This is a genomic window from Shinella lacus, from assembly GCF_010994755.1.
Lineage (GTDB): Bacteria > Pseudomonadota > Alphaproteobacteria > Rhizobiales > Rhizobiaceae > Shinella > Shinella lacus.
In genome coordinates this window covers 107,846-132,826 of record NZ_WHSB02000010.1, presented here as the reverse complement: position 1 = coordinate 132,826, position 24,981 = coordinate 107,846, and the positions used below count along the sequence as shown (strand labels likewise).

General features: G+C 64.3%; 24 protein-coding genes. 5 read left to right on the top strand and 19 right to left on the bottom strand.

The features are described from left to right. Nucleotides 1-5: 5 nt before the first annotated feature. Genes kdpA through GB927_RS23740 form a run of 3 tightly spaced genes read right to left on the bottom strand, consistent with a single transcriptional unit; the run spans nt 6 to nt 2,067 of the window. Nucleotides 6-1,715 carry a potassium-transporting ATPase subunit KdpA gene (kdpA, locus tag GB927_RS23745; protein ID WP_256119700.1) on the bottom strand — a complete coding sequence of 570 codons (1,710 nt, stop codon included), beginning with the start codon at nt 1,713-1,715 and terminating at the stop codon, nt 6-8. A gap of 18 nt (nt 1,716-1,733) precedes the next feature. Beyond that, complete coding sequence (kdpF, locus tag GB927_RS34425) at nt 1,734-1,856, bottom strand: K(+)-transporting ATPase subunit F (RefSeq protein WP_369431707.1); 123 nt, start codon at nt 1,854-1,856, stop codon at nt 1,734-1,736. After that, entirely contained in the window at nt 1,831-2,067 is a 237-nt protein-coding gene (locus tag GB927_RS23740) for a hypothetical protein (protein ID WP_256119699.1), read from the bottom strand. The genes kdpF and GB927_RS23740 overlap by 26 nt, the downstream gene beginning before the upstream one ends. A 39-nt stretch (nt 2,068-2,106) precedes the next feature. Between GB927_RS23740 and GB927_RS23735 the strand changes: the two genes are divergently transcribed. From GB927_RS23735 to GB927_RS23725, 3 genes are read left to right on the top strand one after another with little or no spacing between them, the layout of a single operon-like run. Continuing rightward, on the top strand, nt 2,107-2,481 hold the full coding sequence (locus GB927_RS23735; RefSeq protein ID WP_256119698.1) for a COG4315 family predicted lipoprotein: 375 nt from the start codon (nt 2,107-2,109) through the stop codon (nt 2,479-2,481). Beyond that, nucleotides 2,465-3,031, top strand: coding sequence for an RNA polymerase sigma factor (locus tag GB927_RS23730; RefSeq protein WP_256119697.1), 567 nt, complete (start codon nt 2,465-2,467; stop codon nt 3,029-3,031). The genes GB927_RS23735 and GB927_RS23730 overlap by 17 nt, the downstream gene beginning before the upstream one ends. Further along, nucleotides 3,028-3,810 (top strand): anti-sigma factor family protein, encoded by a 783-nt coding sequence (locus GB927_RS23725; RefSeq protein ID WP_256119696.1) that lies wholly within the window; start codon nt 3,028-3,030, stop codon nt 3,808-3,810. The genes GB927_RS23730 and GB927_RS23725 overlap by 4 nt, the downstream gene beginning before the upstream one ends. A gap of 11 nt (nt 3,811-3,821) precedes the next feature. On the opposite strand, the gene GB927_RS23720 is transcribed toward GB927_RS23725, so the two are convergent. Further along, a complete protein-coding gene (locus GB927_RS23720) occupies nt 3,822-5,114 on the bottom strand; it encodes a four-carbon acid sugar kinase family protein (RefSeq protein WP_256119695.1) in 1,293 nt (430 codons plus the stop codon). Nucleotides 5,115-5,117: 3 nt separating this feature from the next. Beyond that, a complete protein-coding gene (gene oiaX, locus GB927_RS23715; protein ID WP_256119694.1) occupies nt 5,118-6,374 on the bottom strand; it encodes a 3-oxo-isoapionate-4-phosphate decarboxylase OiaX in 1,257 nt (418 codons plus the stop codon). 141 nt (nt 6,375-6,515) lie between these two features. Here oiaX and GB927_RS23710 point away from each other — a divergent pair, with 141 nt between their 5' ends. Beyond that, a complete protein-coding gene (locus GB927_RS23710; RefSeq protein WP_256119693.1) occupies nt 6,516-7,232 on the top strand; it encodes a transcriptional regulator NanR in 717 nt (238 codons plus the stop codon). A gap of 3 nt (nt 7,233-7,235) precedes the next feature. Here GB927_RS23710 and apnL read toward each other — a convergent pair whose 3' ends face one another. The 14 genes from apnL to GB927_RS23640 form a co-directional block, all read right to left on the bottom strand. Then, nucleotides 7,236-9,104 carry a D-apionate lactonase gene (gene apnL, locus GB927_RS23705; RefSeq protein ID WP_256119692.1) on the bottom strand — a complete coding sequence of 623 codons (1,869 nt, stop codon included), beginning with the start codon at nt 9,102-9,104 and terminating at the stop codon, nt 7,236-7,238. After that, nucleotides 9,101-10,135: a Gfo/Idh/MocA family protein gene (locus tag GB927_RS23700; protein ID WP_256119691.1), complete on the bottom strand. Its 1,035-nt coding sequence runs from the start codon at nt 10,133-10,135 to the stop codon at nt 9,101-9,103. Before GB927_RS23700 ends, apnL begins: the two co-directional genes overlap by 4 nt. Nucleotides 10,136-10,137: 2 nt before the next feature. Beyond that, complete coding sequence (locus GB927_RS23695; RefSeq protein ID WP_256119690.1) at nt 10,138-11,205, bottom strand: ABC transporter permease; 1,068 nt, start codon at nt 11,203-11,205, stop codon at nt 10,138-10,140. After that, entirely contained in the window at nt 11,205-12,743 is a 1,539-nt protein-coding gene (locus tag GB927_RS23690) for a sugar ABC transporter ATP-binding protein (RefSeq protein ID WP_256119689.1), read from the bottom strand. Before GB927_RS23690 ends, GB927_RS23695 begins: the two co-directional genes overlap by 1 nt. Nucleotides 12,744-12,745: 2 nt before the next feature. After that, on the bottom strand, nt 12,746-13,384 hold the full coding sequence (locus GB927_RS23685; RefSeq protein ID WP_256119688.1) for a DUF2291 family protein: 639 nt from the start codon (nt 13,382-13,384) through the stop codon (nt 12,746-12,748). A 69-nt stretch (nt 13,385-13,453) separates the two neighbouring features. Then, nucleotides 13,454-14,395: a D-ribose ABC transporter substrate-binding protein gene (locus GB927_RS23680; RefSeq protein WP_256119687.1), complete on the bottom strand. Its 942-nt coding sequence runs from the start codon at nt 14,393-14,395 to the stop codon at nt 13,454-13,456. A gap of 100 nt (nt 14,396-14,495) precedes the next feature. Next, nucleotides 14,496-15,323, bottom strand: coding sequence for a phosphogluconate dehydrogenase C-terminal domain-containing protein (locus tag GB927_RS23675; protein ID WP_256119686.1), 828 nt, complete (start codon nt 15,321-15,323; stop codon nt 14,496-14,498). Between the two features lie 213 nt (nt 15,324-15,536). Continuing rightward, nucleotides 15,537-17,237: a dihydroxyacetone kinase family protein gene (locus GB927_RS23670; protein WP_256119685.1), complete on the bottom strand. Its 1,701-nt coding sequence runs from the start codon at nt 17,235-17,237 to the stop codon at nt 15,537-15,539. Between the two features lie 78 nt (nt 17,238-17,315). After that, nucleotides 17,316-18,068, bottom strand: coding sequence for a DeoR/GlpR family DNA-binding transcription regulator (locus tag GB927_RS23665; RefSeq protein ID WP_439617779.1), 753 nt, complete (start codon nt 18,066-18,068; stop codon nt 17,316-17,318). Nucleotides 18,069-18,285: 217 nt separating this feature from the next. Beyond that, nucleotides 18,286-19,233: a D-ribose ABC transporter substrate-binding protein gene (locus GB927_RS23660; protein ID WP_256119684.1), complete on the bottom strand. Its 948-nt coding sequence runs from the start codon at nt 19,231-19,233 to the stop codon at nt 18,286-18,288. A 134-nt stretch (nt 19,234-19,367) separates the two neighbouring features. Further along, nucleotides 19,368-20,408, bottom strand: a complete 1,041-nt coding sequence (locus tag GB927_RS23655) for an ABC transporter permease (protein ID WP_256119683.1) — start codon at nt 20,406-20,408, stop codon at nt 19,368-19,370. Between the two features lie 13 nt (nt 20,409-20,421). Beyond that, the gene (locus GB927_RS23650; RefSeq protein ID WP_256119682.1) at nt 20,422-21,963 is read right to left on the bottom strand and encodes a sugar ABC transporter ATP-binding protein; all 1,542 of its coding nucleotides are present in this window, start codon (nt 21,961-21,963) and stop codon (nt 20,422-20,424) included. After that, nucleotides 21,960-22,610, bottom strand: coding sequence for a DUF2291 family protein (locus tag GB927_RS23645; RefSeq protein ID WP_256119681.1), 651 nt, complete (start codon nt 22,608-22,610; stop codon nt 21,960-21,962). The genes GB927_RS23650 and GB927_RS23645 overlap by 4 nt, the downstream gene beginning before the upstream one ends. After that, complete coding sequence (locus tag GB927_RS23640) at nt 22,603-22,737, bottom strand: hypothetical protein (protein ID WP_256119680.1); 135 nt, start codon at nt 22,735-22,737, stop codon at nt 22,603-22,605. Before GB927_RS23640 ends, GB927_RS23645 begins: the two co-directional genes overlap by 8 nt. 651 nt (nt 22,738-23,388) lie before the next feature. Between GB927_RS23640 and GB927_RS23635 the strand changes: the two genes are divergently transcribed. Then, a complete protein-coding gene (locus tag GB927_RS23635) occupies nt 23,389-24,939 on the top strand; it encodes an FGGY-family carbohydrate kinase (RefSeq protein ID WP_256119679.1) in 1,551 nt (516 codons plus the stop codon). Nucleotides 24,940-24,981 lie beyond the last annotated feature (42 nt).

The window sequence follows — 24,981 nt, the reverse complement described above, 5'->3', positions numbered from 1 at the left end:
TTCCTTTAGAAGGTCTGGCCGGCGAGCATCGCGAAATGTTCGACGATGGGGCCAAGGGCGAGTGCTGGGAAGAACTGCAGGCCGCCGAGGATGAGGATGATGCCGACGAGAAGGCCGACAAAGAGCGGTCCATCCGTTGGCATTGTGCCCGGCGACGGCGGAACCTTGACCTTCGCGGCCAGCGAACCGGCAATCGCCATGACCGGCACGACATAGGCGAAGCGGCCGAGCAGCATGGCGATGCCGAGCGTCGTGTTGTACCAGGCTGTGTTGCCCGTCAGCCCGCCGAAGGCCGAGCCGTTGTTGGCCGCCGCCGACGTATAGGCATAGAGGATTTCCGAAAGCCCATGCGGACCGGCGGTGCCGACGCTGGCCACCGCGAAGGGCAGCACGGCGGAGACCGCGGTGAAGCCGAGAATGGCGAGCGGCAGCACGAGCACGGCGAGCATGGCATATTTCATCTCGCGGCCCTCGATCTTCTTGCCGAGGAATTCCGGCGTGCGCCCGACCATCAGGCCGGAAACGAAGACGGCGAGCAGCGCGAAGACCAGCATGCCGTAAAGCCCGGAGCCGACACCGCCCGGCAAGACTTCGCCAAGCTGCATCAGGAACATCGGCACGAGGCCGCCGAGCCCGGTGAAGGAACCGTGCATGCCATTGACGCCGCCATCCGACAGGCCGGTGGTGACGGCCGCATAAAGCGCCGTCATCGCCTGGCCGAAGCGGACTTCCTTGCCCTCCATGTTGCCGGCAGAGGCATCGACGCCGAGCGCGGTGAGGATCGGGTTGCCCTGCGCTTCCGCCCAGTAGACGACGGCGACGCCAGCGATGAGCAGGATGGCCATGGCGCTGATCAGCGCCCAGCCCTGCCGGCGATTGCCGACGATCTGGCCGAATGAGTAGACCAGGGCCGCCGAGATCGACAGCATGGCGAAAATGTTGAGATAGTTGGCGAAAGCCGTCGGGTTCTCGAAGGGGTGCGCAGCGTTGACGTTGAAGAAGCCGCCGCCATTGGTGCCGAGCTGCTTGATCGCTTCCTGGCTTGCGACGGGGCCGAGCGAGATCGTCTGGCTGGCGCCTTCAAGCGTGGTGGCCGTGATGGAGCCGTCCAGCGTCTGCGGCAGGCCCATGGCGACGAAGGCGAGTGCCACGACGAGCGCCATCGGCAGCAGCACGTAGAGCGTCGCCCGCGTCATGTCGACCCAGAAGTTGCCGAGCGTCGAGACTTTGGAGCGGGCAAGCGCCCGGGTCAGCGCGACGGCGAGCGCCATGCCGGTTGCGGCGGAGAGGAAGTTCTGCACCGTGAGGCCCGCCATCTGGCTGAAATGGCTGAGCGTCGTTTCGCCGCCATAGTTCTGCCAGTTGGTGTTGGTGACGAAGGAGACCGCGGTGTTGAAGGCGAGATCCGGCGCCATGCCGGCAAAACCCTGCGGGTTGAGCGGCAAATAGGCCTGGAGCCGCAGCATCGCGTAGAGCAGGACGAAGCCGGCGACGGAAAAGGCCAGCATGGACACCGTATAGGCGAGCCATCCCTGCTCTTTTTGCGGCGAAATGCCCGAGACGCGATAGAGATCGGCCTCGAGACGCCCCAGAACCGGAGAAAGCGCGGTGCGTTCGCCGGCAAAGACACGGGCCATGTAAAGTCCGAGCGGCTTGATGGTGACAAGCACCGCAAGGAAGAAGAGGGCGATCTGTAGCCACCCGATAGCAATCATCAAGATTCTCCTGGAGGCTCAGAAGCGTTCGGGCCGCAGAAGCGTGACCACGAGATAGGCGCCAAGCGCAAGCGCAACGAAAAGGCCGAAAAGAGGTTCGAGCACGGGTCTCTCCTCACAGTCGGTCGAGCGCGCGGGCATAGGCGGCAAAGACGATGAACGTGCCGCAGCCAAGCGCGAGAAAGATGAAATCGGACATGTCCGTTCTCCTGTTTATGCGAGCGGCAAAATAGGCGCGGAGCGGGTCAGGTTTCGATTGGGAAGGCGCAAGCGCGACGTAAGGAAAAGATAAAGGCGCGAGAATTTTTCGGCCTCGATGGAATAATCCGGCAGGGGCCGGTGTCTTTGGCATTAGCGGCTCATGAAAGTCGCTTAACGATGGGAGACGACCATGAAGCTCTTAATCCTCGTGCCATTCGCCGTTGCCGTCCTGGCGGGCAGCGCTTTCGCCGCCGAACCCTTCAAGACCGTGAAGACCGACAAGGGCGACATCCTTGCCGGCGACAAGGGCATGACGCTCTACACCTTCAAGAAGGACAAGGCCGGCGAATCCAACTGCTACGACAAATGCGCCACCAACTGGCCGCCGGCGATCGCCGCTTCCGATGCGGTGGCGGAGGGTGCATATTCGCTCGTCACCCGCAAGGACGGGGCCAAACAATGGGCCAAGGACGGCATGCCGCTCTACTACTGGATCAAGGACACCAAGGAAGGCGACACCACCGGCGACGGCGTGAACGAAGTCTGGGATGTCGCAAAGCCCTGACCCGAACGACGCTCCGGGCCATGGCGGGCGGGAGGGCACAGCCTCCCCGCCCCCGTCCTTCGACGCCCAGATCCTCGCCCTCCTGCCGCAGCTTCGGCGCTATTCGCGCAGCCTGACGCGCTCGGATACGGAGAGCGAGGACCTGCTGCAGGATTGCGTCGAGAAGGCGCTGACGCATCGTTCGCAATGGCAGGGCGCAAACATCCGCGCCTGGGCCTACAAGATCATGACCAACCTGCACCTCAACGCGCGCCGGGCCATCGCGCGGCGCCCCTCCGTCGGCATTGAGGAGGCTGAAACCGTGGCCGCGAGCGCCCTTCCCTCGGACCCGCTGGCGCGCAACCGGCTCGTCCAGGCGCTGGAAACCCTGCCGAAGGAGGCGCGCGCCGTGCTGATGCTGGTCGCGGTCGAAGGCCATTCCTACCAGGAGGTCGCCGACATGCTGGCGATGCCGGTCGGCACCGTCATGTCGCGGCTGTCGCGCGCGCGGCAGATGCTGCGGCAGAAATTGCAGGAGGAAAACGTCATTCACTTGCGGAGCCCCAGATGAGCGAGAGCCGCCCCGTCTCCGAAACGGACCTGCACGCCTATGCCGACGGCTTCCTCGGCGAGGCCGAGCGCAAGCGCGTGGAAACCCACCTCGCCGAAAACCCGGAAGCCGCCCAGATGGTGGCCGACTGGCAGGCCCAGAACGACGAGCTCCGGGGCGCCTTCGCGCCCTATGCGACGCCGCGGCCCTCCGATCTCGCGCTGCTCTCGGCAGGCTCGGCCGCGTCCAGGGCATCTGCACCATCGCGTCTTGCCATGGCCGCAGCGGCAGCCCTCGTCTTCGTGCTCGGCGGTCTCGCCGGTCATTTCGGGCCGATGCTCCTCGAAAAGACCCCGGTGATGACGGCCATGGATGCGCTACCGAACGAGGCGCGCAACGCCTATCTCATCTACGCGAGCGAAGTGCGCCACCCCGTCGAGGTCTTCGCCGACCAGGAGGCACATCTGGCGACCTGGCTCGGCAAACGCCTTTCTATTACCGACCTGAAGGTGCCGAACCTGCAAACCATCGGCTTCAAGCTGGTCGGCGGCCGCCTGCTGCCCGTGGCGGACAAGCCGGGCGCGATGTTCATGTACGAGGACGATGCCGGCCGGCGCGTCACGGTGCTCGTCGGCCGCAACGGCGAGAACAAGACGACAAGCTTCCGTTTCGCCTCCGCCAGCGGCATCGAGACCTTTTACTGGATCGACGGCGACCTCGGCTATGCCGTGACCGGCGACATTTCCCGCGACCTGCTCCAAAAGATCGCCGAGGAATGTTACCGCCAGTTCCCGAGCTAGCCTGAAGTAAATCAGGCCCGGCCGGCGCGGATCATGGAAAAATAGTCGTCGCCGCCGACCTGGCCGCCTTTCAGCGCGATCTGCAAGCCATCGGCCGCACCGCCATGGGCGATGCAGAGCGGCGAGCCCGGCGTCTGCGGCAGCGGCATCTTCAGCGTCAGCGCCGAAATGCCCATTTCGCCGAGCGCGTGGCTCGACGTATCGCCACCCGCCACCACCGCGCGGGAGAGCCCGGCACGCGCGATGAGCGCCGACTGGATGCGGCCGAGCGCGCGGCCAAGGCGCTGGCGCGCACCGCCGTCGAGGTCACCGCCCCGGTCCGCCGCGGGTCCCAGCGCCGTGTAGAGCACCACGCTGCTTCCGCTCTCCAGCACCTTGAGGCCAGCCTCGATCGCGGCGGCAATCGCCGGCCCGCCGTCATCGCCAGCAAGTGCGAGCGGATCGAGCGTGACGCCCGCAAAACCATTTGCCAGCGCATGGCGGATTTGCCGCTCGGTGGTGGGCGAAACACTGCCGGAGACGACAGCGATGCGGTCCACCGGACCGGCATCGGCAAAGACGGGCTTCTCGCCGATCAGGCCCTCGTTTTGCCAAGCGGGGATCAGAGCATATTCGATGCCGGAGGATCCACAGGCGAAGCGGCTTTTGTGGCGCAGGCTCCAGAGCAACGCCCCGGCGGCGCCCTGTGTCGCCGCGTCCAGCACGTCGATAAGCAGGATATCGGCTGCTTCCGGCTCGGACGCTGCAAGAAGCGCGACATTGTCGACGAGCGCCGACGACAGCGTCGTCTGGTGCGCGAGGTGCATCAGCAAGTTCGCCTCGTCCATCGGCGTGACGGGATGGCGCGACATGACGGGGTGACGGTCGATGCGGTAGTTGCGACCCTGATAGGCGGCGAAGAGCTCGCCGAAGGCGGTATAACGCCGGATCTGCGGCGCGCCGACGATGAGCGGCACCGTCGCTTCGCCAAAAACCGCGCGGCCGATCTCGATCGCCCGGCCGATGCTGCCGACCTGCGGGGCGGAATCGAAGGTCGAGCAGACCTTGTAGTGGCAGAGTTCGGCATCGAGCGTCTTCAGCCAGCCGAAGGCTTCGCGCAGATGCACGTCCATCCAGTCTGGCGTCTCGCTGCGGCTGGTGCCGGCAAGCCCGAAGGCGCGCGCACCGGCAAAGCGCGACAGCAGGTCCGCATCCGGCACGTTCAGGAACAGCACGGTCTCGACGCCGTTCGAGGCGAGCGCCTCCATGACGTCGGTCGAGCCGGTGAAATCATCGCCATAATAGCTGATCAGCGGTCGCGTCATGGTTCAGGCCGCCTTGCCATCGACAAATTTTGCGATGGATTGCGCGAGTTCCGGATGGTCCTTCGCATAGGTTTCGAGCGGCACGCCCGCGACCGCCGCCTCCCAGGCCTGCCGGACCGCCTTCACGCCCGCTCCCGGCCCGCCCGGATGGCTGACAATGCCGCCGCCGCAGAGATAAAGCAGGTCCGTCGAGCCGCCCGTCGCCGCGATCGTATCCGGCGCCTGCCCGCCCCATTGGCCGGAACCGATGACCGGCAGCGCCACATCGCCTTCGAAAAACAGCGGCGTCGTGACCGCCTTGTGTGAGCGCACGAAGCTCTCGTCCGGCTCCCAGTATTTCACGCGGATGCCGTTGATCTGGAACTGATCGACGCCGAGGAGGCGCCAGAATTGCTGCCAGACGGAAAACTCGAAACCGAGGCCCGCATGGCGCGTGAAAATATCCCAGCCGTTGCGGTGGGCATGCAGCACGAGGCCGGAGCGCTTGCGCAGGAAGCTCATGCCGCCGAAGCCGATCGAGTTGATGTTGACGACGGCGCAATTGCCGCCGGCCGCAAGCACCAGATCGTGGTTGCGCATCATCTCGTCGGGATCGGCATGGCTGATGCCGAAGGCATACATCACCTTCTTGCCGGTCTTCTGCTCGTGATCGAGGATTTTTGGCATGATCGCCGCGACGCGGTCCTTCAGCGGCGAATAGGCCGGGCTCATCAGCTTCTCGTCGTCCTTGATGAAATCGACACCGGCCGCGATCAGCTCGCCGACCATCTCGGCCGTCTCATGCGGCCGGAGGCCCAGCGCCGGCTTGACGATGGTGCCGATGATCGGCCGGTCCTTCACGCCGGTCAGCGCGAAACTGCCGGCTACGCCAAACTGCGGCCCCGGATGCGCGACGGCAAATTCCTGCGGCAGTTGCATGCCGACGATGCGGATACCCGTCATGCCCTTGATGGAAAACACGCCGCCGATCGCAATCGTCATCAGCGCGGAAAGGTCAGTGCCGACGGCATCCATCGGAAAATCGATATCGACATCCGCCCGGTTGAACAGCGTCGCGCCGCCGGCCTCGTCCGGAAAGGACGCGCGATCCGTGGGCGGCAGTGGGCGGATGGCGACGACACGGGCGGCCACGCGCGCCTTCAGCTCCTCCGTCTCCCCCGGCAGCGCCACGAAGGTGCCGGTCGACTGGTCGCTGGCGATCTTCACCGCCATCGCCTCCACCGAACCGGGCGTCTCTATCCGATAGGTCAGACGGATCACGCTTTCTCCTCCCATAGTCTGCTTGTTAAAACCCATCAGCTGGTATAATGAGTATTTATGTTATTGCAAGCTGGCCGTCGTAAAACCTGTTGCAGCGATGGAACTTGGTGCATATTCAAACCTGTCGAAACCAGGTGACCCATGAACGTCGTTTCCGAACCGATCCACCGCAAAAAACTCTCCGACGAGGTTTTCGCGCGCCTGAAGCTGATGATCGAGACCGGCGAGCTGAAGGCCGGCGACGACATGCCCTCCGAGCGCGAACTGATGGAGCGCTACGGCGTCGGCCGCCCGGCCATCCGCGAGGCCATGCAGGCGCTGGCCGGCAAGGGCCTCGTCGAGATTTCGCAGGGCGAGCGCGCCAAGGTGCTGCGCATCACCGCCGAATCCATCATCCGCCAGGTCGACCTGCCGGCCAAGCTGATGCTTTCCGGCTCGTCCGATTCGCTGGAGCACCTGAAGAGCGCACGCATCTTCTTCGAGCGCGGCATGATCCGCGAGGCCGCCGCCAAGGCAAGCCCGGCGCAGATCGCCGAATTGCGCGCGCTGCTCGACAAGCAGAAGCAGAGCCTGGGCGATGCCAACGCCTTCATCGATGCCGACATGGAGTTCCACCAGGCCATCGCGCAGATTTCCGGCAATCCGATCTTCGTCGCCGTCAGCGGCGCGATGCTGGGCTGGCTGAAATCCTATCATACAGAAATGCTCATCTGGACGGGCCGCGAGAATTTTACGCTCGCCGAACACGAGGAAATCATCCGCGCGATCGAAAAGGGCGACGCCGATTTTGCGGAAAAGGCGATGATCAAGCACCTGGAACGCTCCCGCGCGCTTTATGCCCTCAAGGCTCGAACGTAACCCTTAAAGCACGACCTCGATGCAGCCATAGGGCGGCAGCATGATCTGCGCCTCCGCCGGCAGTTCCGTGCCCTCAGCGCCAATCTCCAGAACCTTGCGCGGCTTGGCGGCAAGCTCGACTGCCTTCGCTTCCGGCGTGATATTGGCCAGCAGCAGCCGGTGCTTCGAGGCCAGGCCCAGCACCGCATCCGGCCGCGACGTTTCGACGGCGACCAGCTCCTCGCCTGCCAGGGTGCCGAGGCGCGCCAGCACATGCGCAAGCGGTCGCGGCGCATCCTTCGTCGCCGGCTCGCCCGCGCCGGCCACCAGCCCGAAGGGGCCTGCCAGCGTCGAAAGCGTCAGGACCTCCAGCCCCGCCGACGCCACCGTCGCAGCATAGGCGAGCGTCCAGGCCGCGCCGAACTGGCCATTGTGCCGCGGATCGACATTGGCCATGGCGATACGGGCGCCTGCCGGGTTCTGCTTCGTCGCGCTGCCATAGGGGTTCTGCCGCATGGCGATCGTCGAGGGGCCGATGCGGTAGGGCTTGTCGCCATAGATCGCGCGGGTGGAACTCACCACATAGCGCAGCGCCTCGAAGGTCTGCATCACGGAGAGATCGTCGGCCGCATGCACGATCGGGTTGGTGCAATGGCTGATATAATCGATGGGATCGCCGGGCACGCGCTTGCGGTTCAGCTCCGTGAAATAGCTCATCATGCCGCCGCCAAGCCGGATGCCGGGAAAGGCTGCGCGCGCGGCGGCATAAAGATCCTCCAGCGGCGGGCAATCCGGCCACGCGCTGCCCGGCGGCGTCGATTGGCGATCGACCGAAGGGCAGACGAACAGCGTGTCGAGCGTAAGATTGCAATGACCGACAAGGGCGGCGAATTCCGCCATCTCCTCGTCGAGCGGGCGCAGGCAGGGCACGGCAAGTTCCAGCGTCACCTTGAGGCCTGAGCGGGCAGCAATCTCCGCGTAGCCCTTAAGCGCCGCCTGGCCATGGCCCGCGCCGGGATCGAAATGCGCAATCAGGTGCCGCGCGCCGATCATCCCGAGGAGGTCGAGCGCGGCCACTTCCTCCGCAAAACATTCCGGCCTAAGACAGATGCCGAGTTCGGAAAACCGCAGCGGCGTCGATTTCAACTCGACCGAAATCACCTCCTCCGTGCCGGCGGCGGTGGCGGCGACCTCCTCCGCCTGGATTGCGACGGAAATCCGCTGGCTGAACGGCTGGTTCGCCGGCACGAGATAGGGCCAGGGCAGCGCCAGCGGCCGCACATAGGTCTTGTAGGACCCGTCGGTCCAGTTGCGCTGGTCCTCCATCTCGAAGATATCGCCGCCGAATTCCGTCGTCGCCTCGATGCCGGGCGCGACGCTGTGCATGATCGCTGCGATATCCTTGAACGGCTGCCAGGGCTCGATCTCGTCTGGCCAGCGCGCCAGTTCAAGACTGCCATCGCCATGCCGAACCTGCACCGGCTGGCCCGCCAGGCCGACCACCGGATGCAGCACCACGAAGCCGGCCCGCGCCGTCTCGAAATCGGCGTCGCTCACGCAATCGGCCGAAAAGCTCACGCCTTCGGCAGTGCCCGAGATGCCGATATCACAATCGAGATGCGCGCCGGAGGGCGCAGTAAAACGGGCGCGATAGCTGACCGAAAAGCCGCGTTCGGTCTCCTCGATGGCGAGGTCGGCGATCGCCGCGCTGCATGTGCCCCAGTCCTTGTCGCGTACCAGAAAGGCGATGGCGCGCAGGACCTCATGGCCGCGAAAACGCAAGGTGCGAAGAATGCCGTCCTGAAGCACGACGCCGAGCGCGCCCACGGCAAGAGACCAGCTTTCCGGCTCGCGCTCGTCGGTGCCATAGAGCTGGAACGGGTCCGCACTCATCCGAGCAGGTCTCCCAGCCTTACGGTCTCGCCGCGCTCGGCGCTGAGATAGGCGGCTTCGACCAGTGCGAAGGTTTTGAGATTGTCCCGGCCGGATGTATCCGGCTCCCTCCCCTCAGCCAGCCGCTCGATCCAGTGCTTCTGGATGAGCGCAACGCTCTCCTGGATATTGTGCCAGGGCCGCGAGGCCCAGGGCAGCAGGTTCGGCGCAACGGTGCTCTGCGTCGTTCCATTCGGCCCGTGCACGGTGAGTTTGTAGTCCTTGCCGAGCCGCAAGGTGCCCTCGCTTGCATCGATCTCGACGAAGGTTTCCGGGAACGGTTCTTCAGGCAGCTTGGTGGCATAGCTGACATCGACGATGGAGGTGATGCCGTTCTCGTGGTCGAGCAGCATCGTCGCCACGTCCTCGCCGGCAATGGCCGGGTTGATGCGGCGCGTGCGGGCGGTCATGCGGCTGGCATCGCCGAACAGGAAGCGGGCGATATCCAGCGAATGGATGCCGAGATCCTCGATGATGAAGCGCTTGCCCTTCGCGAGATAGGGCTGGCCGGAGAAGACATCGAAACCGGAGCGGAAGGACACACGACCCCAGAAGGGCGAGCCGATCGCACCGCTCTCCAGCACCGCCTTGACGGCGAGGATCGGCGTCTGCCAGCGGAAATTCTCGTGGATCATCAGCGGGATGCCGGCCTTTTCGGCGGCCGCCACCATGGCCTTGGCATCCTCCAGCGTCGGCGCAAAGGGCTTTTGGCAGATCGCCGGCACCTTGTGGCTGGCGGCAAGTTCCACCAGCGCCCGGTGGCTGCCGACCGTCGTGGCGATGTCGACGAAATCGAAGCCGCCTTCGGCAAACATCTCTTCCGCCGACTGGTAGCGCCGCGTCACGCCGAACTGGTCGCCGACAATTCTCAGCCGCTCCGGATCATGGTCGCAGATCGCCACGATCTCCACGTCGGCCAGGTCCTGCCAGCCATGCATCTGGTTGACGGCGAAGAAGCCGCAGCCGATCAATGCACCCTTGAATGCCACCATGCTCAGCCTGCCTTTGCCATCTGCATCAGGGTCACGCGCTGCTGCAACCGGCGCTGCGCCTGGTCGACCACCACGGCGACGATGATCACGAGCCCCTTGATCACCATCTGCCAGAACGAACTCACGCCCATCATCACCAACCCGTCGGACAGAATGCCGATCACGAAGGCGCCGATGATCGTGCCGCCGATCGTGCCGCGCCCGCCAGACATGGATGTACCGCCCAAAACCGCCGCGGCAATGGCGTTGAGTTCCAGATTGGTGCCGGTCGCCGGATGCGAGGCCATCAGCTCGGACGAAATGATGAGGCCGACGATCGCCGCGCAGAAGCCGGAGAACATGTAGACGAACATCTTGACGCGATTGACGCGGATGCCGGACATGCGCGACGCGCGCTCATTGCCGCCGACCGCAAAGATATGCCGGCCGAGTGGCACGAAGCGGGCGAAATAGGCCGCACCCAGCGCCACGACGATGAGAATCCACACGGAGACCGGAAGCCCGAGGATCGAGCCGGAGCCGAGATAGCTGAAACCCTGGTTGCCGAGGTCTTCGCGGCCCGTGAGATTGGGCAATGTCTGGCCATCGGAATAGAGCAGCGCCATGCCGCGCGCGACATAGAGCGTGCCGAGCGTCGCGATGAAGGGCGCAACATTCAGGCGGGTGATCAGCAGGCCGTTGATCGCGCCGATCAGGATGCCGACCACCATGACGATGATCGCGACCTCGACGATATTGAAATAGACCGTGTAGCCGAGCGGCAGCGCCACGCCATACATGATGAGCCCGCCGGCGATCATGCCGCAGAGGCCGACGATCGAGCCGACGGACAGGTCGATGCCGCCGGTGATGATGACGAAGGTCATGCCGATCGCCAGGAACGCGTTCTGCGTCGCGTGCTTCGACATCAGGATCATGTTCGCGGTCGACAGGAAGTTCGGCGCGAAGATCGAGAAGAAGATGATCACCGCGAAGAGCGCGATGAAGGTCCTAAGCTTCATCAGCGTGAGCAGTGCAGCGCCGGTCGAGAGGTGGTTGCCGGTGGCGGCAGTTTGTGTTGCTGTCGTCATCACGCATGCATCCTTTTGGTTTTATGTCCCTCTGCGGAAGCCGAGACGATCATCTCCTCGGTGGCATCCCTGCGATCCACCACGGTCACGAGGCGGCCGTTGCTCATGACGGCGATGCGGTCGGAGAGCGCCATGACCTCTTCGAGGTCGGAGGTGGAGAACAGGATGGCGAGCCCCTCGCCCGCCAGCCGCCGCATGGTGCGGAAAACGTCCGCCTTGGCGCCGACGTCGATGCCGCGGCTTGGCTCGTCCATCAGCAGAACCTTCGGCCCGGTCATCAGCGCCTTGCCGATGACCACCTTCTGCTGGTTGCCGCCGGACATGGAGGTGACGTCGAAATCCGGGTTCTTCGCCTTGATCGAAAGGTTGCGGATCGCCTCCATGATCGCGCTTTTCTCAAGCTTCAGATCGATGTGAAATCCTGCCTTCAGGAACTGGCCGAGGCTCGCCATGGACAGGTTGTCGGCAATCGACATGGACTGCACGAGCCCCTCGCGCTGTCGATCCTCCGGGATCAGCGCCAGCCCCTCGCGGATACGCCGGGTCGTGTCACGCCCTTTCAGCTCGTCGCCCTCAACGAAGATCTTGCCGGTATAATGCTCGTGCCGGCCCATGATGCATTCGAAAAGCTCGGAGCGCCCTGCGCCCATCAGGCCGTAGATGCCGAGGATTTCGCCCTTGCGCACGCCGATCGAGACATGATCGACGGCATAGCCGCCTTGGGCGCGCGGCAGGCAGATGTTTTCCGTGCGAAACACCTCCTCACCCGGCTCATGCTCGACCTGCTTGGCAAAATCCTTGGCGTCCGAGCCGATCATCGAGCGCACGATCCAGCGCGTGTCGATGTCCTTCACCATGGCATGCCCGGTGATCTGGCCGTCCTTCAAGACGGTAATATAGTCGCCGATGCGCATCAGCTCTTCCAGCCGATGCGAGATGTAGACGATGGCCACACCGCGCGCCTTGAGGTCTGCAATCACGCGGAAGAGCACGTCGACCTCGGCGGCGCTCAGCGCCGAGGTGGGCTCGTCCATGATGAGGATGCGGGTGTCGAGAGAGACTGCGCGGGCGATCTCGACGAGCTGTTGCTGGCCGATCGGCAGGTCTTCCGCCAGCGTGTCGGCGGAAATGCCGGCTTCGAGCCGGTTCAAAAACTCATTGGCCTTTTCCACCTGCGCCTTGTGGTCGATGCCGCGCAGGCCGCGGGTGATCTCGCGGGTGGCAAAGATGTTTTCGGCGACGGAGAGGTTACCGAAGAGGTTCAGCTCCTGGAAGACGATGCCGATGCCGTGGCGCACCGCGTCCGCCGGGCTGTTGAGCTGGATGCGCTCGCCATCCATCCAGATCTCGCCGAGCGTCGGCCGCTCGACGCCGGCGATGATGCGCATCATGGTCGATTTGCCGGCGCCGTTTTCGCCGACCAGAACATTCACCGCGCCGCGCCGCAGCTTCAGGTCCGCCTTCTTCAGCGCCACGATGCCGGAATAAGCCTTTGTGATGTCCTTCAGCTCAAGAATGACGTCATCGGTTTCGGGCATGTTCAGCCTCCAACCGTGATGGTGGCGGGCACGAATTGCGGCAGTTGCCCCTTGGCCGGCAGCGGATAGGCGCCCGTCGCCTTGATCGTCTTGCCGGTAAGTCCCTCACGCGAAAGCTTTTCCAGCAGCGTGCCGTTCACATGGGTGTTGAACGACTTGCCGTACTGCGCCCATTCGATCTGGTTCTTGAACTCGTTGAAATTCACGAATGTCAGGCTGTCGCGCAACGCCGTGCCGCGGATCGCCGGGCCGATCGAGACGCGCACATCCGCCTTGCTGTCGCCATCCACATCCACATCGACGTAAGCCGCGCGCGACTTCGTTTCCTCGCCGACGATCACGCCGTCGATCTTCGCGGCAAATGTCCAGGGCGCATTGCCCTGCTTTTCCTTGTGGCCGTATTTTTCGGCGGCCGCATTCAGATCGCTCGCCGCGAGTGCGGAAACCTCCTGGAAGGGACCGGCACGTTCTTCGAGATAGGGAACGACCTTGGTGTCCCAGATATCGGCGACCAGCTTGTCCGGATTGAAGGCGCCGGCTGCCGCCTGCTTCTGCTCGTCCTCCGTCTTGACGAACTTGCAGCCGCCGAGCGCCAGCGCGCCGGCAAGCAGAACCGTACAGGCAGCCTGAAATTTCGGCATTCCCATTCTCCGTCGTGAACAGCAAACGCGAGGCAGGACCGCACCCTGCCTCGCGCCATCGCGGGAGGATTATTCGGTGAGCGCGAAGGTTTCGAGCTTGCCGGCGTTGTCCGCGGTGATGAGCACGCAGTCCATGAGCTGCTTTTCCTCGGCCGGCGCCTTGCCGGTCGTGATGTATTCATGCGCCTGGGTAACGGCGAGCTGGGCCTGGGCATAGGCCGGCTGCATGACGGTCGCCTTGATGCCGCCCGCCTTGATGGAGTCGCGCACGTCGTTCGAGCCGTCGAAGCCGACGACGATGACATCCTTGCGGCCGGCAGCCTGGAGGGCGGCGATCGCGCCCATGGCCATCGTGTCGTTGCCGGCGATCACACCCTGGATATCCGGGTTTGCCTGAAGGATGGTCTCCATCTTGGAGTAGCCTTCCGTCTGGCTCCAGTTGGCCGACTGCTGGGCCACCATCTTCATGTCGGGATATTCGTCGATGACGTCGTGGTAGCCCTTGGAGCGGATGCCGGCATTGAGATCGGCTTCGCGGCCGAGCAGCTCGACATAGTTGCCCTTCTCGCCCATCAGCTTGACGAACTCTTCGGCACCGAGCTGCGCGCCCTGGTAGTTGTTCGAGACGATCTGCGAGACGGCGACGCCGGTGGCGTTGATTTCGCGGTCGATCAGGAAGGAGGGAATGCCCGCGTCCTTCGCCTTCTGCACGGCAGCGATCGAGGCTTCCGAGCCGGCATTGTCGAGGATGATCGCCTTGGCGCCGCGGCCGATCGCGGTGTCGATGAGCTGCGACTGCTTGTTGGCGTCGTCGTCATGCACAAGCACCAGCGTCTCGTAGCCGAGTTCCTTGGCCTTGGCTTCGGCACCGACCGCTTCCGCCTTGAAGAACGGATTGTCGTGGCTCGGCGTGATGATGGCGATGAGATCGGCGGCGAAGGACGGCATGGCGACGCTTGCGGCCATGACGGCAGCAAAGCCGACGGTGATCAGTCTGCGGGTAATGTTCATCTTTTCCTCCCGGTTAGGCACCGGTCTCCAGCGGCCATCCCTCCATTGAAAATGGCCGCCCCGGTGCAAGTCTTCGTCGGCGGGCAAAACCCGCCGGAAATCAGGTGATGCGCTGGATGCTGGCGGCGATTTCCGCGGGCTCGAAGACCCGCTTCCAGTCGTCCTTCATCAGCACCGGCTTGCCGAACTCGATCGCCTTGTTGCAGGCATCGGAGAACACACCCGGCGTCTCCTCGAAGATCACGGCGCCGAGCACGTTCATGTGGCCGAGCAGGAAGTCGCGCGCGGCCTCCTTGGCAACGCCGCGGCGCACGCATTCGTCCATGGCCTCGCGCATGACGACGAGCAGCGAGGCGCAGACCGTTTCGGACAGGCCGGGCTCCAGCAGCGCCATCTGCTCGACGGTAACCCGGTGCGAGCGCATGACCGGCGCCCAGATGACCTTGGCGATCTCCTCGCCGAGCGCATAAGCCTCTTCCGGCCCCTGCATCAGCGCGGAAACGATGTGCTGCTTCGCGGCGATACCGCCGAAGAAGTCGCGCTTGGCGGACGGGTCCGTCTCGTCGTTGAAGATCGGCGGATGGCAGGGATGCGTGACGAAATAGGTGAGGTCCGCGCGCTCCGGCAGGTGGCCGGCAAAGGGTGCGGCGGCATCGAGCGCCACGACCATCGTGCCCGGCTTCAGCTTGTCGGCAATGCCGGCCGCGACCTTGCCGATCGCCGTATCCGGAACCGCGAGGATGACGACGTCGGCGCCGGCGAGGCCTTCCTCGGCGGAGACGCAGGAGAGGCCGAGATCGTCGGAAAGCCTTGCCTTGCCGGCGTCGCTCACCTCGATGTGGCGAACATCGAAGCGCGAACCCTTCAGATTCTTGGCGAGCCGATAGCCCATTTTGCCACCGGCACCGAACAGCGCGATCGATGTCATCGAAGACCTCCCTGAATGCATTTCCTTCGCCGGTCGCCCGGTGTGAGCCTATATTTCCCAACTGGTATAACATGTCAATAAGCGTATCTAAAAATATGTGATGTCACAGCGAGCATAACAGGCGCGCGCATGCGACCGCAAAGGCGCAATGCGGCAATGCCGAACGTCACAGGACGTTCGGCGCACCTTCACAATCAATTCGATGGAAGCAGCTTAAAGGCGCGCGGCAATCGCCTTCGCGATGAGGGCCAGCGAGACGGCGCCGGCATCGGGATGGCCGATGCTGCGTTCGGCGAGCGGGCGCGCACGGCCGAGCCGCGGCGTCAGCGGCGCGGTTGCCTGGGCCGCCTCGTCACAGGTGATGCTCGCCTTGTGCCACGCCTCCTTCAGGGAGAGGCCATCCTTGCGGGCGGTTTCCAGCGCCGCGACGAAGGGCAAGAAGGCATCGACCAGCGTCTTGTCGCCCAGCCGCGCGCCGCCGAGCCGCATGACATCGTCCAGCGCAAGACGTGCGCCACGCACGACATCCGCATCCCCAACGGCGGTGTCATCGGCGAAGGCCGAACTCCAGGAACGCAGCAGCAGGCCCCAGATCGCGCCCGACGTCCCGCCGGCACGGTCCGCCCAGGCGTCGCCCGCCGCGGCGAGAGCGCTTTTCGCGCCGGCACCGCTCGCGACGGCCTGGTTGATGGCGTCGCGGGCGGCATTGGCCCCGCGCCGCATGCCCTGCCCATGGTCGCCATCGCCGGCAAAGGCATCGATCCGCCCCAGTTCGGCCTCTGCCTCGGAGAGTACGGACACCATCGTATCGAGAATGCCGGCAAGGCAGCGGGCGCTTTCGCGCGATGCACCGGAGGCCGGGCCGAAGGTCGGCGCCTCGTCATCTGCATCCGCCTTGAACGCGGCCGGCTCGGTCGCAAACGTCTCGCCGCGGCGGAAGACGGGCGTATCGCAGGGCGCCAGCCAGTAGCGCTCCAACTCCTCGTCGAGCCACATCACGGTGAGCGAGCAACCTTGCATGTCGAGGCTCGTCACATATTCGCCGACCTCCGGCGCGATGAGATCCACACCGGCCGCCTGCAACTGGCTTTCGACGGCGCCCCAGAGAACGAAGAGTTCCTCGTATTTGGTGGCGCCGAGACCGTTCAGAAGCACGGCAGCGCGGCGGGCACCGGCCGGGCGCTCGGTCAGCACGGTTTCCACGAGCAGTTTCGCCAGTTCTCCCGCCGGCACGATGCGCGCATCCCGAATGCCGGGCTCGCCATGGATGCCCAGGCCGAGCGCCATCATGCCCTTCGGTACGGTGAACAGCGGCTCGGTGGCGCCCGGCAGCGTGCAGCCGCCGAAGGCGACGCCAAAGGAGAAGGTGCGGGCGTTGGCAAGCCGCGTCACGCGTTCCACGTCGTCGATAGCGAGACCCGACTCGGCAGCCGCCCCCGCCACCTTGAAGACGACGAAATCGCCGGCAATGCCGCGGCGCTGCAAATGGCTGTCCGCCGGTGCACTCGCCACGTCGTCCGTCACCGTGACGATGCGGACATTGATGCCTTCCGCCCGTAGCCGTTCCGCCGCGACGCCGAAATTCAGCACGTCGCCGGCATAGTTGCCGAAACCGAGGATGATGCCGCCGCCATAGTCCGCATTGCGGCAGACCCGCGCGACCGCCGCCGTAGAGGGCGAGGCGAAGATTTCGCCGGCCACCGCCGCATCCGCCATGCCCGGCCCGACATAACCGGCAAAGGCCGGATAATGCCCGGAACCGCCGCCGACGATGACCGACACCTTGCCGCGCGGCACCGCGGTGGCGCGCACCACGCCGCCCTTCACCAGCCGGACATAGCGCCCATAAACACGCGAAAACCCTGCCAGAGCCGCGGACGCGAAGGTCTCGGGATCATCGACGATCTTGGTCATGGGTCTGCTCCTTGCCTGCCATTGAGCCGCGAAGATGCAACATCGGCCGCATGGAGAAAAGGGCAAACCCGCAAACGGTCAGCCGGCGCGCTCGCCGTCCGCAACGATGACGTTGATGCCCTTGGCGCGCATGCGTGACAGGTGGGAGATTGGGATATCCTCGTCGACGATCACCGCGTCGAACTCTTCGAGCGTCGAGAAGTGGTGAAGCGCGCGCCGCTCGAACTTGGTGTGGTCCGCCAGAAGCACACGCCGGGCAGAGCTTTCGAACATCGCCCGCTTGGTGGCAACGGTCTCCGGCGACTGGTGATAGACCACGTCGTCGACGATGGCGGAGAGCGACATGAAGACCGTATCGGCCCGTAGCCGGCGGATTTCGTTGGTTGTGATATGGCCCATGAAGGCGTTGCACCAATTGTAGAACTGGCCGCCGAGACAGATCAGGTTGACGTCGTTGACGTCCTTCAATTCGTTGATAAGCACGAGCGAATTGGTAATAACCGTCAGCGGCACTTTTGCAGGCAGGAACGCCGTCATCTCGTGCACGGTGGTCGCATCGTCGAGGAAGATCGCCTGGCCGGGCTCCACAAAGCTCATGGCGGCGCGGGCGATCGCCTTCTTTTCCTTCGCCTGCCTGGTCGCGCGGTAGACGTCGGAGGATTCGATGAGGCTGGTGGGCGCTGCGGAAACGATGCCGCGCGTCTTGCGGAACAGGCCGCGGCTGACGAGTTCGTCGACATCGCGGTGCGCCGTCATCAGGCTGATGCCGAAACGCTCGGTCAGGTCCTCGATGCGGATGGAACCTTCGGCGATGACCGTCTCGGCGATCATCTGGCGGCGCACAAGCTGGCGCGCATGGCGGCTGTCGCTCGGCAGCTCCTCCGAAAGCAAATCCTTGACGTCGACTTTCTTGTTCACGGGGAGACCCTGCCATGCTTCGAGGATAGCGTTTCGTATCTCGTATCGGGCGGCAAGGAAAATGCCAAGCTGGCCCCGGACGACCCGGGTGCGAAATGGGAGCGCCCCGAAAAGGCGCTCCCGGTCTCGATTACTCGCTCAGGACGAAGGGAGCGGTGTACTTGTCGACATTGTCCTTGGTGATCAGCAGGCAATCGAACAGCTGCTTTTCGGTGTCGACACCGGTCGAGCCGTTCTTGATCACGTTGTCAGCCTGCTTGACGGCAGCTTCCGAGAAGACGGCAACCGGCTGGAGCACGGTGTACTGCAGTTCGCCAGCCTTGATGGCGGCGACGGCATCCGGCGAACCGTCGAAACCGCCGACCTTCACCTGTTCCAGCTTGCCGGCTTCCTTGAGAGCGGCGATGGCACCGAGCGCCATTTCGTCATTGCCGCTGATCACGCCGATGATGTCCGGGTTTGCCTGAAGCAGCGACTGCATCTTGGCATGGCCCTTGGTGCGGTCCCAGTCAGCCACTTCCTTGCCGGACTTTTCGAGATCCGGGTACTGCGTCAGAACGGTTTCGTAACCGTTCGAGCGCGTTGCGGCGTTGTTGTCGGAGGGAGCGCCGAAGAGCTCGACATACTTGCCCTTGTCGCCGACCGCTTCGACCCACTGCTGGGCACCAAGCGCTGCGCCCTGGGCATTGTTCGAGACGAGCTGCGCCTTGGCGAGGCCTTCCTGGTTGATCTCGGCATTGACGAGGATGACCGGGATGCCGGCCGCAACGGCCTTCTTGACCGCGCCGACCGAACCATCGGCATTGGCCGGGTCGAGAATGATCGCGACCGACTTGTTGGTGATCGCGGTGTCGATCAGGTTGCTTTCGGTGTTGGTGTCACCCTTGTGGGCGCCGACATTGGCCGTGTAGCCAAGGCTTTCGGCCGTCTTCTTGGCGACTTCGCCTTCCGTGAACCAGTAGGGGTTCGACGGATCGTTGACGATGACGGTGATCAGGCCTTCGGCCCAGGCGGTGCTGAACAGCAGCGGCAGAGCGGCAGTTGCTGCGAAGAGTACACGCATACCTTTTTTGAACATGGTCTCACTCCCTTTGTTGAGGCCGGCCCTTTGTCGAGCCCGGTTGCGCCGATTATCGGCAATACTTTCCGCTGCCAGGCCGATCATCGATCCACCTCTCCCGGTCGCGGTCGGTTCCAGTCAGCCGTCGCTCCTTAGCGGCGGCCGTATTTCAGGCTGTTGAGCAGGACGGCGGTGACGATCACGGCGCCGGTGAAAACCGTCTGCCAGTAGGCCGAGACGCCGATGATCACGAGGCCATCCGACAGGAAGCCGATGACGAAGGCGCCGAGCATGGTGCCGATCACCGTGCCGCGACCGCCGGTCAGCGCCGCACCGCCGATGACGACGGCGGCAATCGCCGTCAGCTCGTAGGTGGTGCCGGCCGTCGGGCCTGCGGAGGTGAGCTGCGAGGAGAGAACCAGACCGGCGACGGCCGCGCAGATGCCCGACAGCACATAGACCGCAATCTTCACGCGCTTCACCGGCACACCGGAAAGTTCCGCCGCACGCTCGTTGCCGCCCGACGAGTAGAGCCAGCGGCCGAAGGCGGTGCGGGCAAGCAGGATGTGGCAGGCGACGGCGAAGACGAGAAGCACGAGCACGCCGATCGGCACGCCAGCCAGCCGGTTGAAGCCGAGCCAGTCGAAGCCGGTATTGCCAAGCTCCGGGCGACCGCCGAGATTGTTGTAGGTGAGGCCGTTGGTCATGAGCAGCGCGATACCGCGGGCGACATAGAGCACGCCGAGCGTCGCGACGAAGGCCGGCACACGCAGATAGGCGATGAGCACGCCGTTGACCGCGCCGACGACAGCACCGAGCAGGCAGGTCAGCACGACCACCACCCAGACCGACGGATAGAGGATCACGCCGATCTGCGGGATCGTGACACCCTGCATCAGGAAACCCGCGACCACGCCAGCCAAGCCGAGCGTCGATCCGACCGACAGATCGATGCCGCCGTTCAGGATGACGAGCAGCATGCCGATCGCCAAGAGGCCGAAAATCGCCACATGCGAGGCCATGATCAGGAAATTGCTGACCGTCAGGTAATTCGGCGACATGGCCGAAAAGACCACGATGATGGCGATGAGCGCGAAGAAGGCGCGGCCTTCGAACAGAAGCTCGACAAAGCCCTTCTTGCGCTTGCCGCCGCGAACCGCTGCCTTTGTGTCGATTGCAGGTGTGACTGACATTGCTTCAGCGCTCCTAATGGGCATGCACGGCTTCGCCAGAGGCGGCCATGATCTGTTCCTTGGTCACATCAGGACCGAATTCTGCGGAGATGCGGCCGCGCCGCATGACGAGGATGCGGTGCGCGATGCTCAGGCACTCGCCGACCTCGGAGGTGGTGTAGACGACGGCAAGCCCTTGCCTTGCGCGCTCGGCGAGAAGCTTGAAGACCTCAGCCTTGGCGCCGATATCGATGCCGCGGCTCGGCTCGTCGAGCAGGATGACTTCGGGATCGGTCGCCAGCATCTTGCCGATGACCACCTTCTGCTGGTTGCCGCCGGAGAGCGAGCCGATCGGCGCGCCGCCGCCATCCGTCTTGATATGGACCTTGCGGATCGCCTCGCCGACGAGCCCCGCCTCGCGCGAAGTCGAGGTGAAGAGGCGGCGCGTGAAGGCGCCGATGCTGGCGAGCGACAGGTTGCGGCCGACCGTCATGGTCTGCACGAGGCCGTCGCGCTGCCGGTCTTCCGGCACCAGAACGAGGCCGTCGCGAATGCAGCTTGCAATCGACTGCCCTGTAACGTCCCGGCCCTTCAGCACGACCTTGCCGGCAGATGCCTTCAGGCGGCCCGCCACCGCTTCGAGCAGTTCCGTGCGCCCCGCGCCCATCAGGCCGTAGATGCAGACGATCTCGCCGGCGCGCACCGAGAGCGACAGCCCGTCCACCACCGAATAGCCGGCGCCCGCCGGGTCCGGTACGGTGATGCCCTCGATCGACAGCGCGACATCGCCCTTCTCGTAGCCGGTCGGCGGCGAGCCGAGGTCGAAATTGTCGCCGACCATATGGCGCACGATCCATTCGAGATCGATATCCTTGCGCTCGGCATAGGCCGTCATCGCGCCGTCACGCAGCACCACCGCATGATGGGTGATCTGCAAGGCCTCTTCCAGATGATGCGAGATATAGACGATCGACACGCCGCGGCCCGTGAGGTCGCGGATGACCTTGAACAGCACTTCCACTTCCGTGGCCGACAGCGCCGAGGTCGGCTCGTCCATGATCAGGATGCGCGAATTGACCGAAAGGGCGCGCGCAATCTCGACGATCTGCTGCTGGCCGAGGCGCAGGTCCTCGACGGGGGTCAGCGGATCGATGTTCTCTTCCAATTCAGCCATCAGGAGACGCGTCTGGCGCTCTTCTTCCGCGAAGTCCACGCCCGTCGCCGTCATAATCTCCCGACCCATGAAGATGTTGTCGCGCACGTTCATGTTGGGAGCGAGGCTCAGCTCCTGATGGATGATGGAGATACCGCGATCACGTGCTTGGGAGGATGACGCGAAAACGATTGGCTCTCCATCTAGGACGATCTCGCCGGAGGTGGGCTGCACCACGCCGGAGAGGATTTTCATCAGCGTCGACTTGCCGGCGCCGTTCTCGCCGAACAGCGTCGTCACCTGGCCGCGGTGAATGTCGAAGTTCACGCCCTTGAGGGCATGGATATTGCCGTAGGCCTTCGCCACGTTGCGCGCGGCGAGAACGACTTCACCCTTCTGATACGAGCCATCGAGCGCACTCATTGGACGTCGATCCTCACGGGGGTGACGATCCAGCTCTTCGGATTCACGAGCTTGAAGACGCCGATGACCGTCACGGTCTTGCCGGTGAGCGCCGCCGGATCGAGGCTGCCGAGCACGACCTTCTTGACCTCGTTGTTGATGGCCGAGCCGGCATCCTGGTATTCGATCTGGTTCTTGAACTGTCCGAACTCGATCTGGCCCGTGGCATCGCGCAGGTCCGTGCCGTTCAGCGCCGGGCCGGTCTGCACGCGCAGCGTCAGCTCGGCGGGAAGCCCCTCGACGGCGACGACGTTGTAGTTCGCCTTGCGCTCGCCGACGACGCCGGTGAACTTGACGGAGAAGACCGGGCCGACGGAGGTCGCGACACCGTATTTCTCGCCCGCCGCCTTCTTGTCGGCGGTGATCGCCTGCGCCAGTTCCGCGGCCTCGACGGCCCGCGTCTCGACGCTCTGCTTGATCAGCGGGAACTGCTCGGCTCCAAACGCTTCCGGCGAGAACCGCTGCACCTGCACGTCCCTTTCGGAACCGATCTGCACGATCGTCGTGTCGAGCGCCATGGCCACGAGCAGCGCGACGACGGCGACGCCACCGATCCAGCGATAGCTCTTCGCGGGCTGGGGCGATTTGGAAATCGTGGTGTCAGTCATGTCGATTGGCCTTGGATGGGATGGACGGTTTCAGCGGGGATGCCGGCGACAGGCCGATGACATAGGCAGGCCCTCGGGTGGACGCGCAGCGCAGCGCCCAGGCATCGCTCTCTTCCGTAAAGACCATGTCATGATGACCTCCCCATGAACGGCGCCGGCCAGGTCTCCTCACCCGCCTTGCGCTGCATTGCACACATCTTCGCAGTTGCGATATCTGCATGTTATATGTCGCAGTATATATGTTAAATTAACACAGCCTGTCAATTGGGCTTTTTCGCTTAGGCTTCGATCATATGCTCACTATTTCGTCATGAAAAGGCGAACCTGTGCATTGAAATGAACGCTCGATGCAGAGGCGCACTGTACGCGAAACACTCCGACGAACCGAAAGATAAGCAGCACAACTACCAGATTCTATTAGATAAAAATCTGAATTTCGTTACGATTGAAGCGCCATTCCTCCAAGGGCAACGACGGTTGGCGACGGTAGCGCCCTACGAAAGAAGCCACCAAGCGCTCTTATTTCCTCTCTCTATCATACCTGAAAAAAAATTCTTGGTGCGCAAAATTTTACGAGACATAAGGTATCTTTGTGTTATGTTCGTTATGAGGTCCGGGAGGCCCGTGGTAAATCCTCTGAAACAGGTCGCAGGACCTCTGCCCTGCGGTACAAAGGGACCACGCGCACTTTCGCGAGAGAATTTCGGGAGGAAATCATGCTCTGTTTCGGGTCAGGCGAAGCGACGTGCGTCGTCGTGCGGTCCGTGGAGCAGCAGGCATGACTGAACGCGCAGACCTCATCATCGGCATCGACGCCGGCACGTCCGTCATGAAGGCCGTCGCCTTCACGCTCGCCGGCCGCCAGGTCGCCAGCGCCTCCGTGCGCAACACCTACACCACCGGCGATGACGGCTCCGTCACGCAATCCCTCGACCAGACATGGCTCGACTGCACGCGCGCCCTGCGCGGCCTCGCCGACAAGGTCGAAGGCCTCGCCGCGCGCACCGCCGCCATCGCCATCACCGCCCAGGGCGACGGCACCTGGCTCGTCGGCGCCGGCAACCGCCCGGCGGGCGACGCCTGGCTGTGGCTCGATGCCCGCGCGGCACCCACCGTCGAACGGCTTGCCGCGACCGAGGCCGACCGCGCACGGTTCGAGGCGACCGGCACGGGCCTCAACACCTGCCAGCAGGGCACGCAGCTCGCCCACATGGACCGCTATTTTCCGGAGCTGCTGGCCGGCGCCGAGACGGCGATGCACTGCAAGGACTGGCTCTACCTGAACCTGACCGGCATCCGCGCCACCGACCCCTCCGAAGTGAGCTTCACCTTCGGCAATTTCCGTACGCGCTGCTATGACAGCGACGTGCTCGCCGCCCTCGGCCTGACGCACCGCCGCGCCCTGCTTCCGGAGGTGATCGAAGGCACGGAAACCACCCACCCGCTGACGGCGGAAGCCGCAACCGCTTCCGGCCTCAAGGCGGGCACGCCCGTCTGCCTCGGCTATGTCGATATGTGCATGACGGCGCTCGGTGCGGGCGTGCGCAGCGAAGGCCGCAACGCCGCCTGCTCCGCCATCGGCTCGACCGGCGTGCACCTGCTCGCCAAATCCGTCTCCGAGGTGGTGTTGAATGCCGAGCGCACCGGCTATGTCATCGCGCTTCCGATCCCGGGCGTCGTCACCCAGGTGCAGACGAACATGGGTGCGACGATCAATCTCGACTGGCTGCTCCAGCTCGGCGCCGACCTGCTCGGCGAATTCGGCGTGACGGTCAGCCTCAACGAGATGATCGCCCGCGTCGACCCGTGGTTTGCCGCAAGCAAGCCGGGCAACATTCTCTACCACCCCTATATTTCCGAGGCCGGCGAGCGCGGCCCCTTCGTCAATGCGCGGGCGCGCGCCAACTTCACCGGCCTTGCCAGCCGCCACCGTTATCCGGACCTTGTGCGCGCCGTCGTCGAGGGCCTCGGCATGGCGACGCGCGATTGTTACGCCGCGATGGGCGCATTGCCATCGGAGCTTCGCGTCAGCGGCGGCGCCGCCCGCTCGGCGGCCTTGCGCAGCACGCTGGGCGCCGCCCTTGGCGCGCCTGTCCGCATGAGCCTTCGTGAGGAGGCGGGTGCGGCCGGCGCCTCGATGATGGCGGCGGTCGCCATCGGCGCCTACCGCACCATGGACGATTGCATCGCCGACTGGGTGACGCCCGAACTCGGTGAGGCCGAAAAACCGAAAGCCGAAGACACCGAACGCATGACGCGCCTCTTTGCCGCCTATGCGGATGTTCGCCGGGGCATCGCGCCCGCCTGGGACATCCTGGCCGCGCGCTGACACGAATGACGATTGCGCCTTCCCAAGGGGTGCCGAAGGAGA

What these genes read in the sequence shown, in the direction of transcription:
- GB927_RS23650 (WP_256119682.1), bottom strand. Translation starts at nt 21,963, where the DNA reads ATGAGTGCGCTCGATGGCTCGTATCAGAAGGGTGAAGTCGTTCTCGCC.
- GB927_RS23645 (WP_256119681.1), bottom strand. Translation starts at nt 22,610, where the DNA reads ATGACTGACACCACGATTTCCAAATCGCCCCAGCCCGCGAAGAGCTAT.
- GB927_RS23740 (WP_256119699.1), bottom strand. Translation starts at nt 2,067, where the DNA reads ATGCCAAAGACACCGGCCCCTGCCGGATTATTCCATCGAGGCCGAAAA.
- GB927_RS23665 (WP_439617779.1), bottom strand. Translation starts at nt 18,068, where the DNA reads ATGATCGCCGAGACGGTCATCGCCGAAGGTTCCATCCGCATCGAGGAC.
- GB927_RS23730 (WP_256119697.1), top strand. Translation starts at nt 2,465, where the DNA reads ATGTCGCAAAGCCCTGACCCGAACGACGCTCCGGGCCATGGCGGGCGG.
- GB927_RS23680 (WP_256119687.1), bottom strand. Translation starts at nt 14,395, where the DNA reads ATGAACATTACCCGCAGACTGATCACCGTCGGCTTTGCTGCCGTCATG.
- GB927_RS23710 (WP_256119693.1), top strand. Translation starts at nt 6,516, where the DNA reads ATGAACGTCGTTTCCGAACCGATCCACCGCAAAAAACTCTCCGACGAG.
- GB927_RS23725 (WP_256119696.1), top strand. Translation starts at nt 3,028, where the DNA reads ATGAGCGAGAGCCGCCCCGTCTCCGAAACGGACCTGCACGCCTATGCC.
- GB927_RS23720 (WP_256119695.1), bottom strand. Translation starts at nt 5,114, where the DNA reads ATGACGCGACCGCTGATCAGCTATTATGGCGATGATTTCACCGGCTCG.
- GB927_RS23660 (WP_256119684.1), bottom strand. Translation starts at nt 19,233, where the DNA reads ATGTTCAAAAAAGGTATGCGTGTACTCTTCGCAGCAACTGCCGCTCTG.
- GB927_RS23690 (WP_256119689.1), bottom strand. Translation starts at nt 12,743, where the DNA reads ATGCCCGAAACCGATGACGTCATTCTTGAGCTGAAGGACATCACAAAG.
- GB927_RS23670 (WP_256119685.1), bottom strand. Translation starts at nt 17,237, where the DNA reads ATGACCAAGATCGTCGATGATCCCGAGACCTTCGCGTCCGCGGCTCTG.
- GB927_RS23640 (WP_256119680.1), bottom strand. Translation starts at nt 22,737, where the DNA reads ATGGTCTTTACGGAAGAGAGCGATGCCTGGGCGCTGCGCTGCGCGTCC.
- GB927_RS23675 (WP_256119686.1), bottom strand. Translation starts at nt 15,323, where the DNA reads ATGACATCGATCGCGCTGTTCGGTGCCGGTGGCAAAATGGGCTATCGG.
- kdpF (WP_369431707.1), bottom strand. Translation starts at nt 1,856, where the DNA reads ATGCCCGCGCGCTCGACCGACTGTGAGGAGAGACCCGTGCTCGAACCT.
- GB927_RS23655 (WP_256119683.1), bottom strand. Translation starts at nt 20,408, where the DNA reads ATGTCAGTCACACCTGCAATCGACACAAAGGCAGCGGTTCGCGGCGGC.
- kdpA (WP_256119700.1), bottom strand. Translation starts at nt 1,715, where the DNA reads ATGATTGCTATCGGGTGGCTACAGATCGCCCTCTTCTTCCTTGCGGTG.
- GB927_RS23635 (WP_256119679.1), top strand. Translation starts at nt 23,389, where the DNA reads ATGACTGAACGCGCAGACCTCATCATCGGCATCGACGCCGGCACGTCC.
- GB927_RS23695 (WP_256119690.1), bottom strand. Translation starts at nt 11,205, where the DNA reads ATGACGACAGCAACACAAACTGCCGCCACCGGCAACCACCTCTCGACC.
- GB927_RS23700 (WP_256119691.1), bottom strand. Translation starts at nt 10,135, where the DNA reads ATGGTGGCATTCAAGGGTGCATTGATCGGCTGCGGCTTCTTCGCCGTC.
- GB927_RS23735 (WP_256119698.1), top strand. Translation starts at nt 2,107, where the DNA reads ATGAAGCTCTTAATCCTCGTGCCATTCGCCGTTGCCGTCCTGGCGGGC.
- GB927_RS23685 (WP_256119688.1), bottom strand. Translation starts at nt 13,384, where the DNA reads ATGCCGAAATTTCAGGCTGCCTGTACGGTTCTGCTTGCCGGCGCGCTG.
- apnL (WP_256119692.1), bottom strand. Translation starts at nt 9,104, where the DNA reads ATGAGTGCGGACCCGTTCCAGCTCTATGGCACCGACGAGCGCGAGCCG.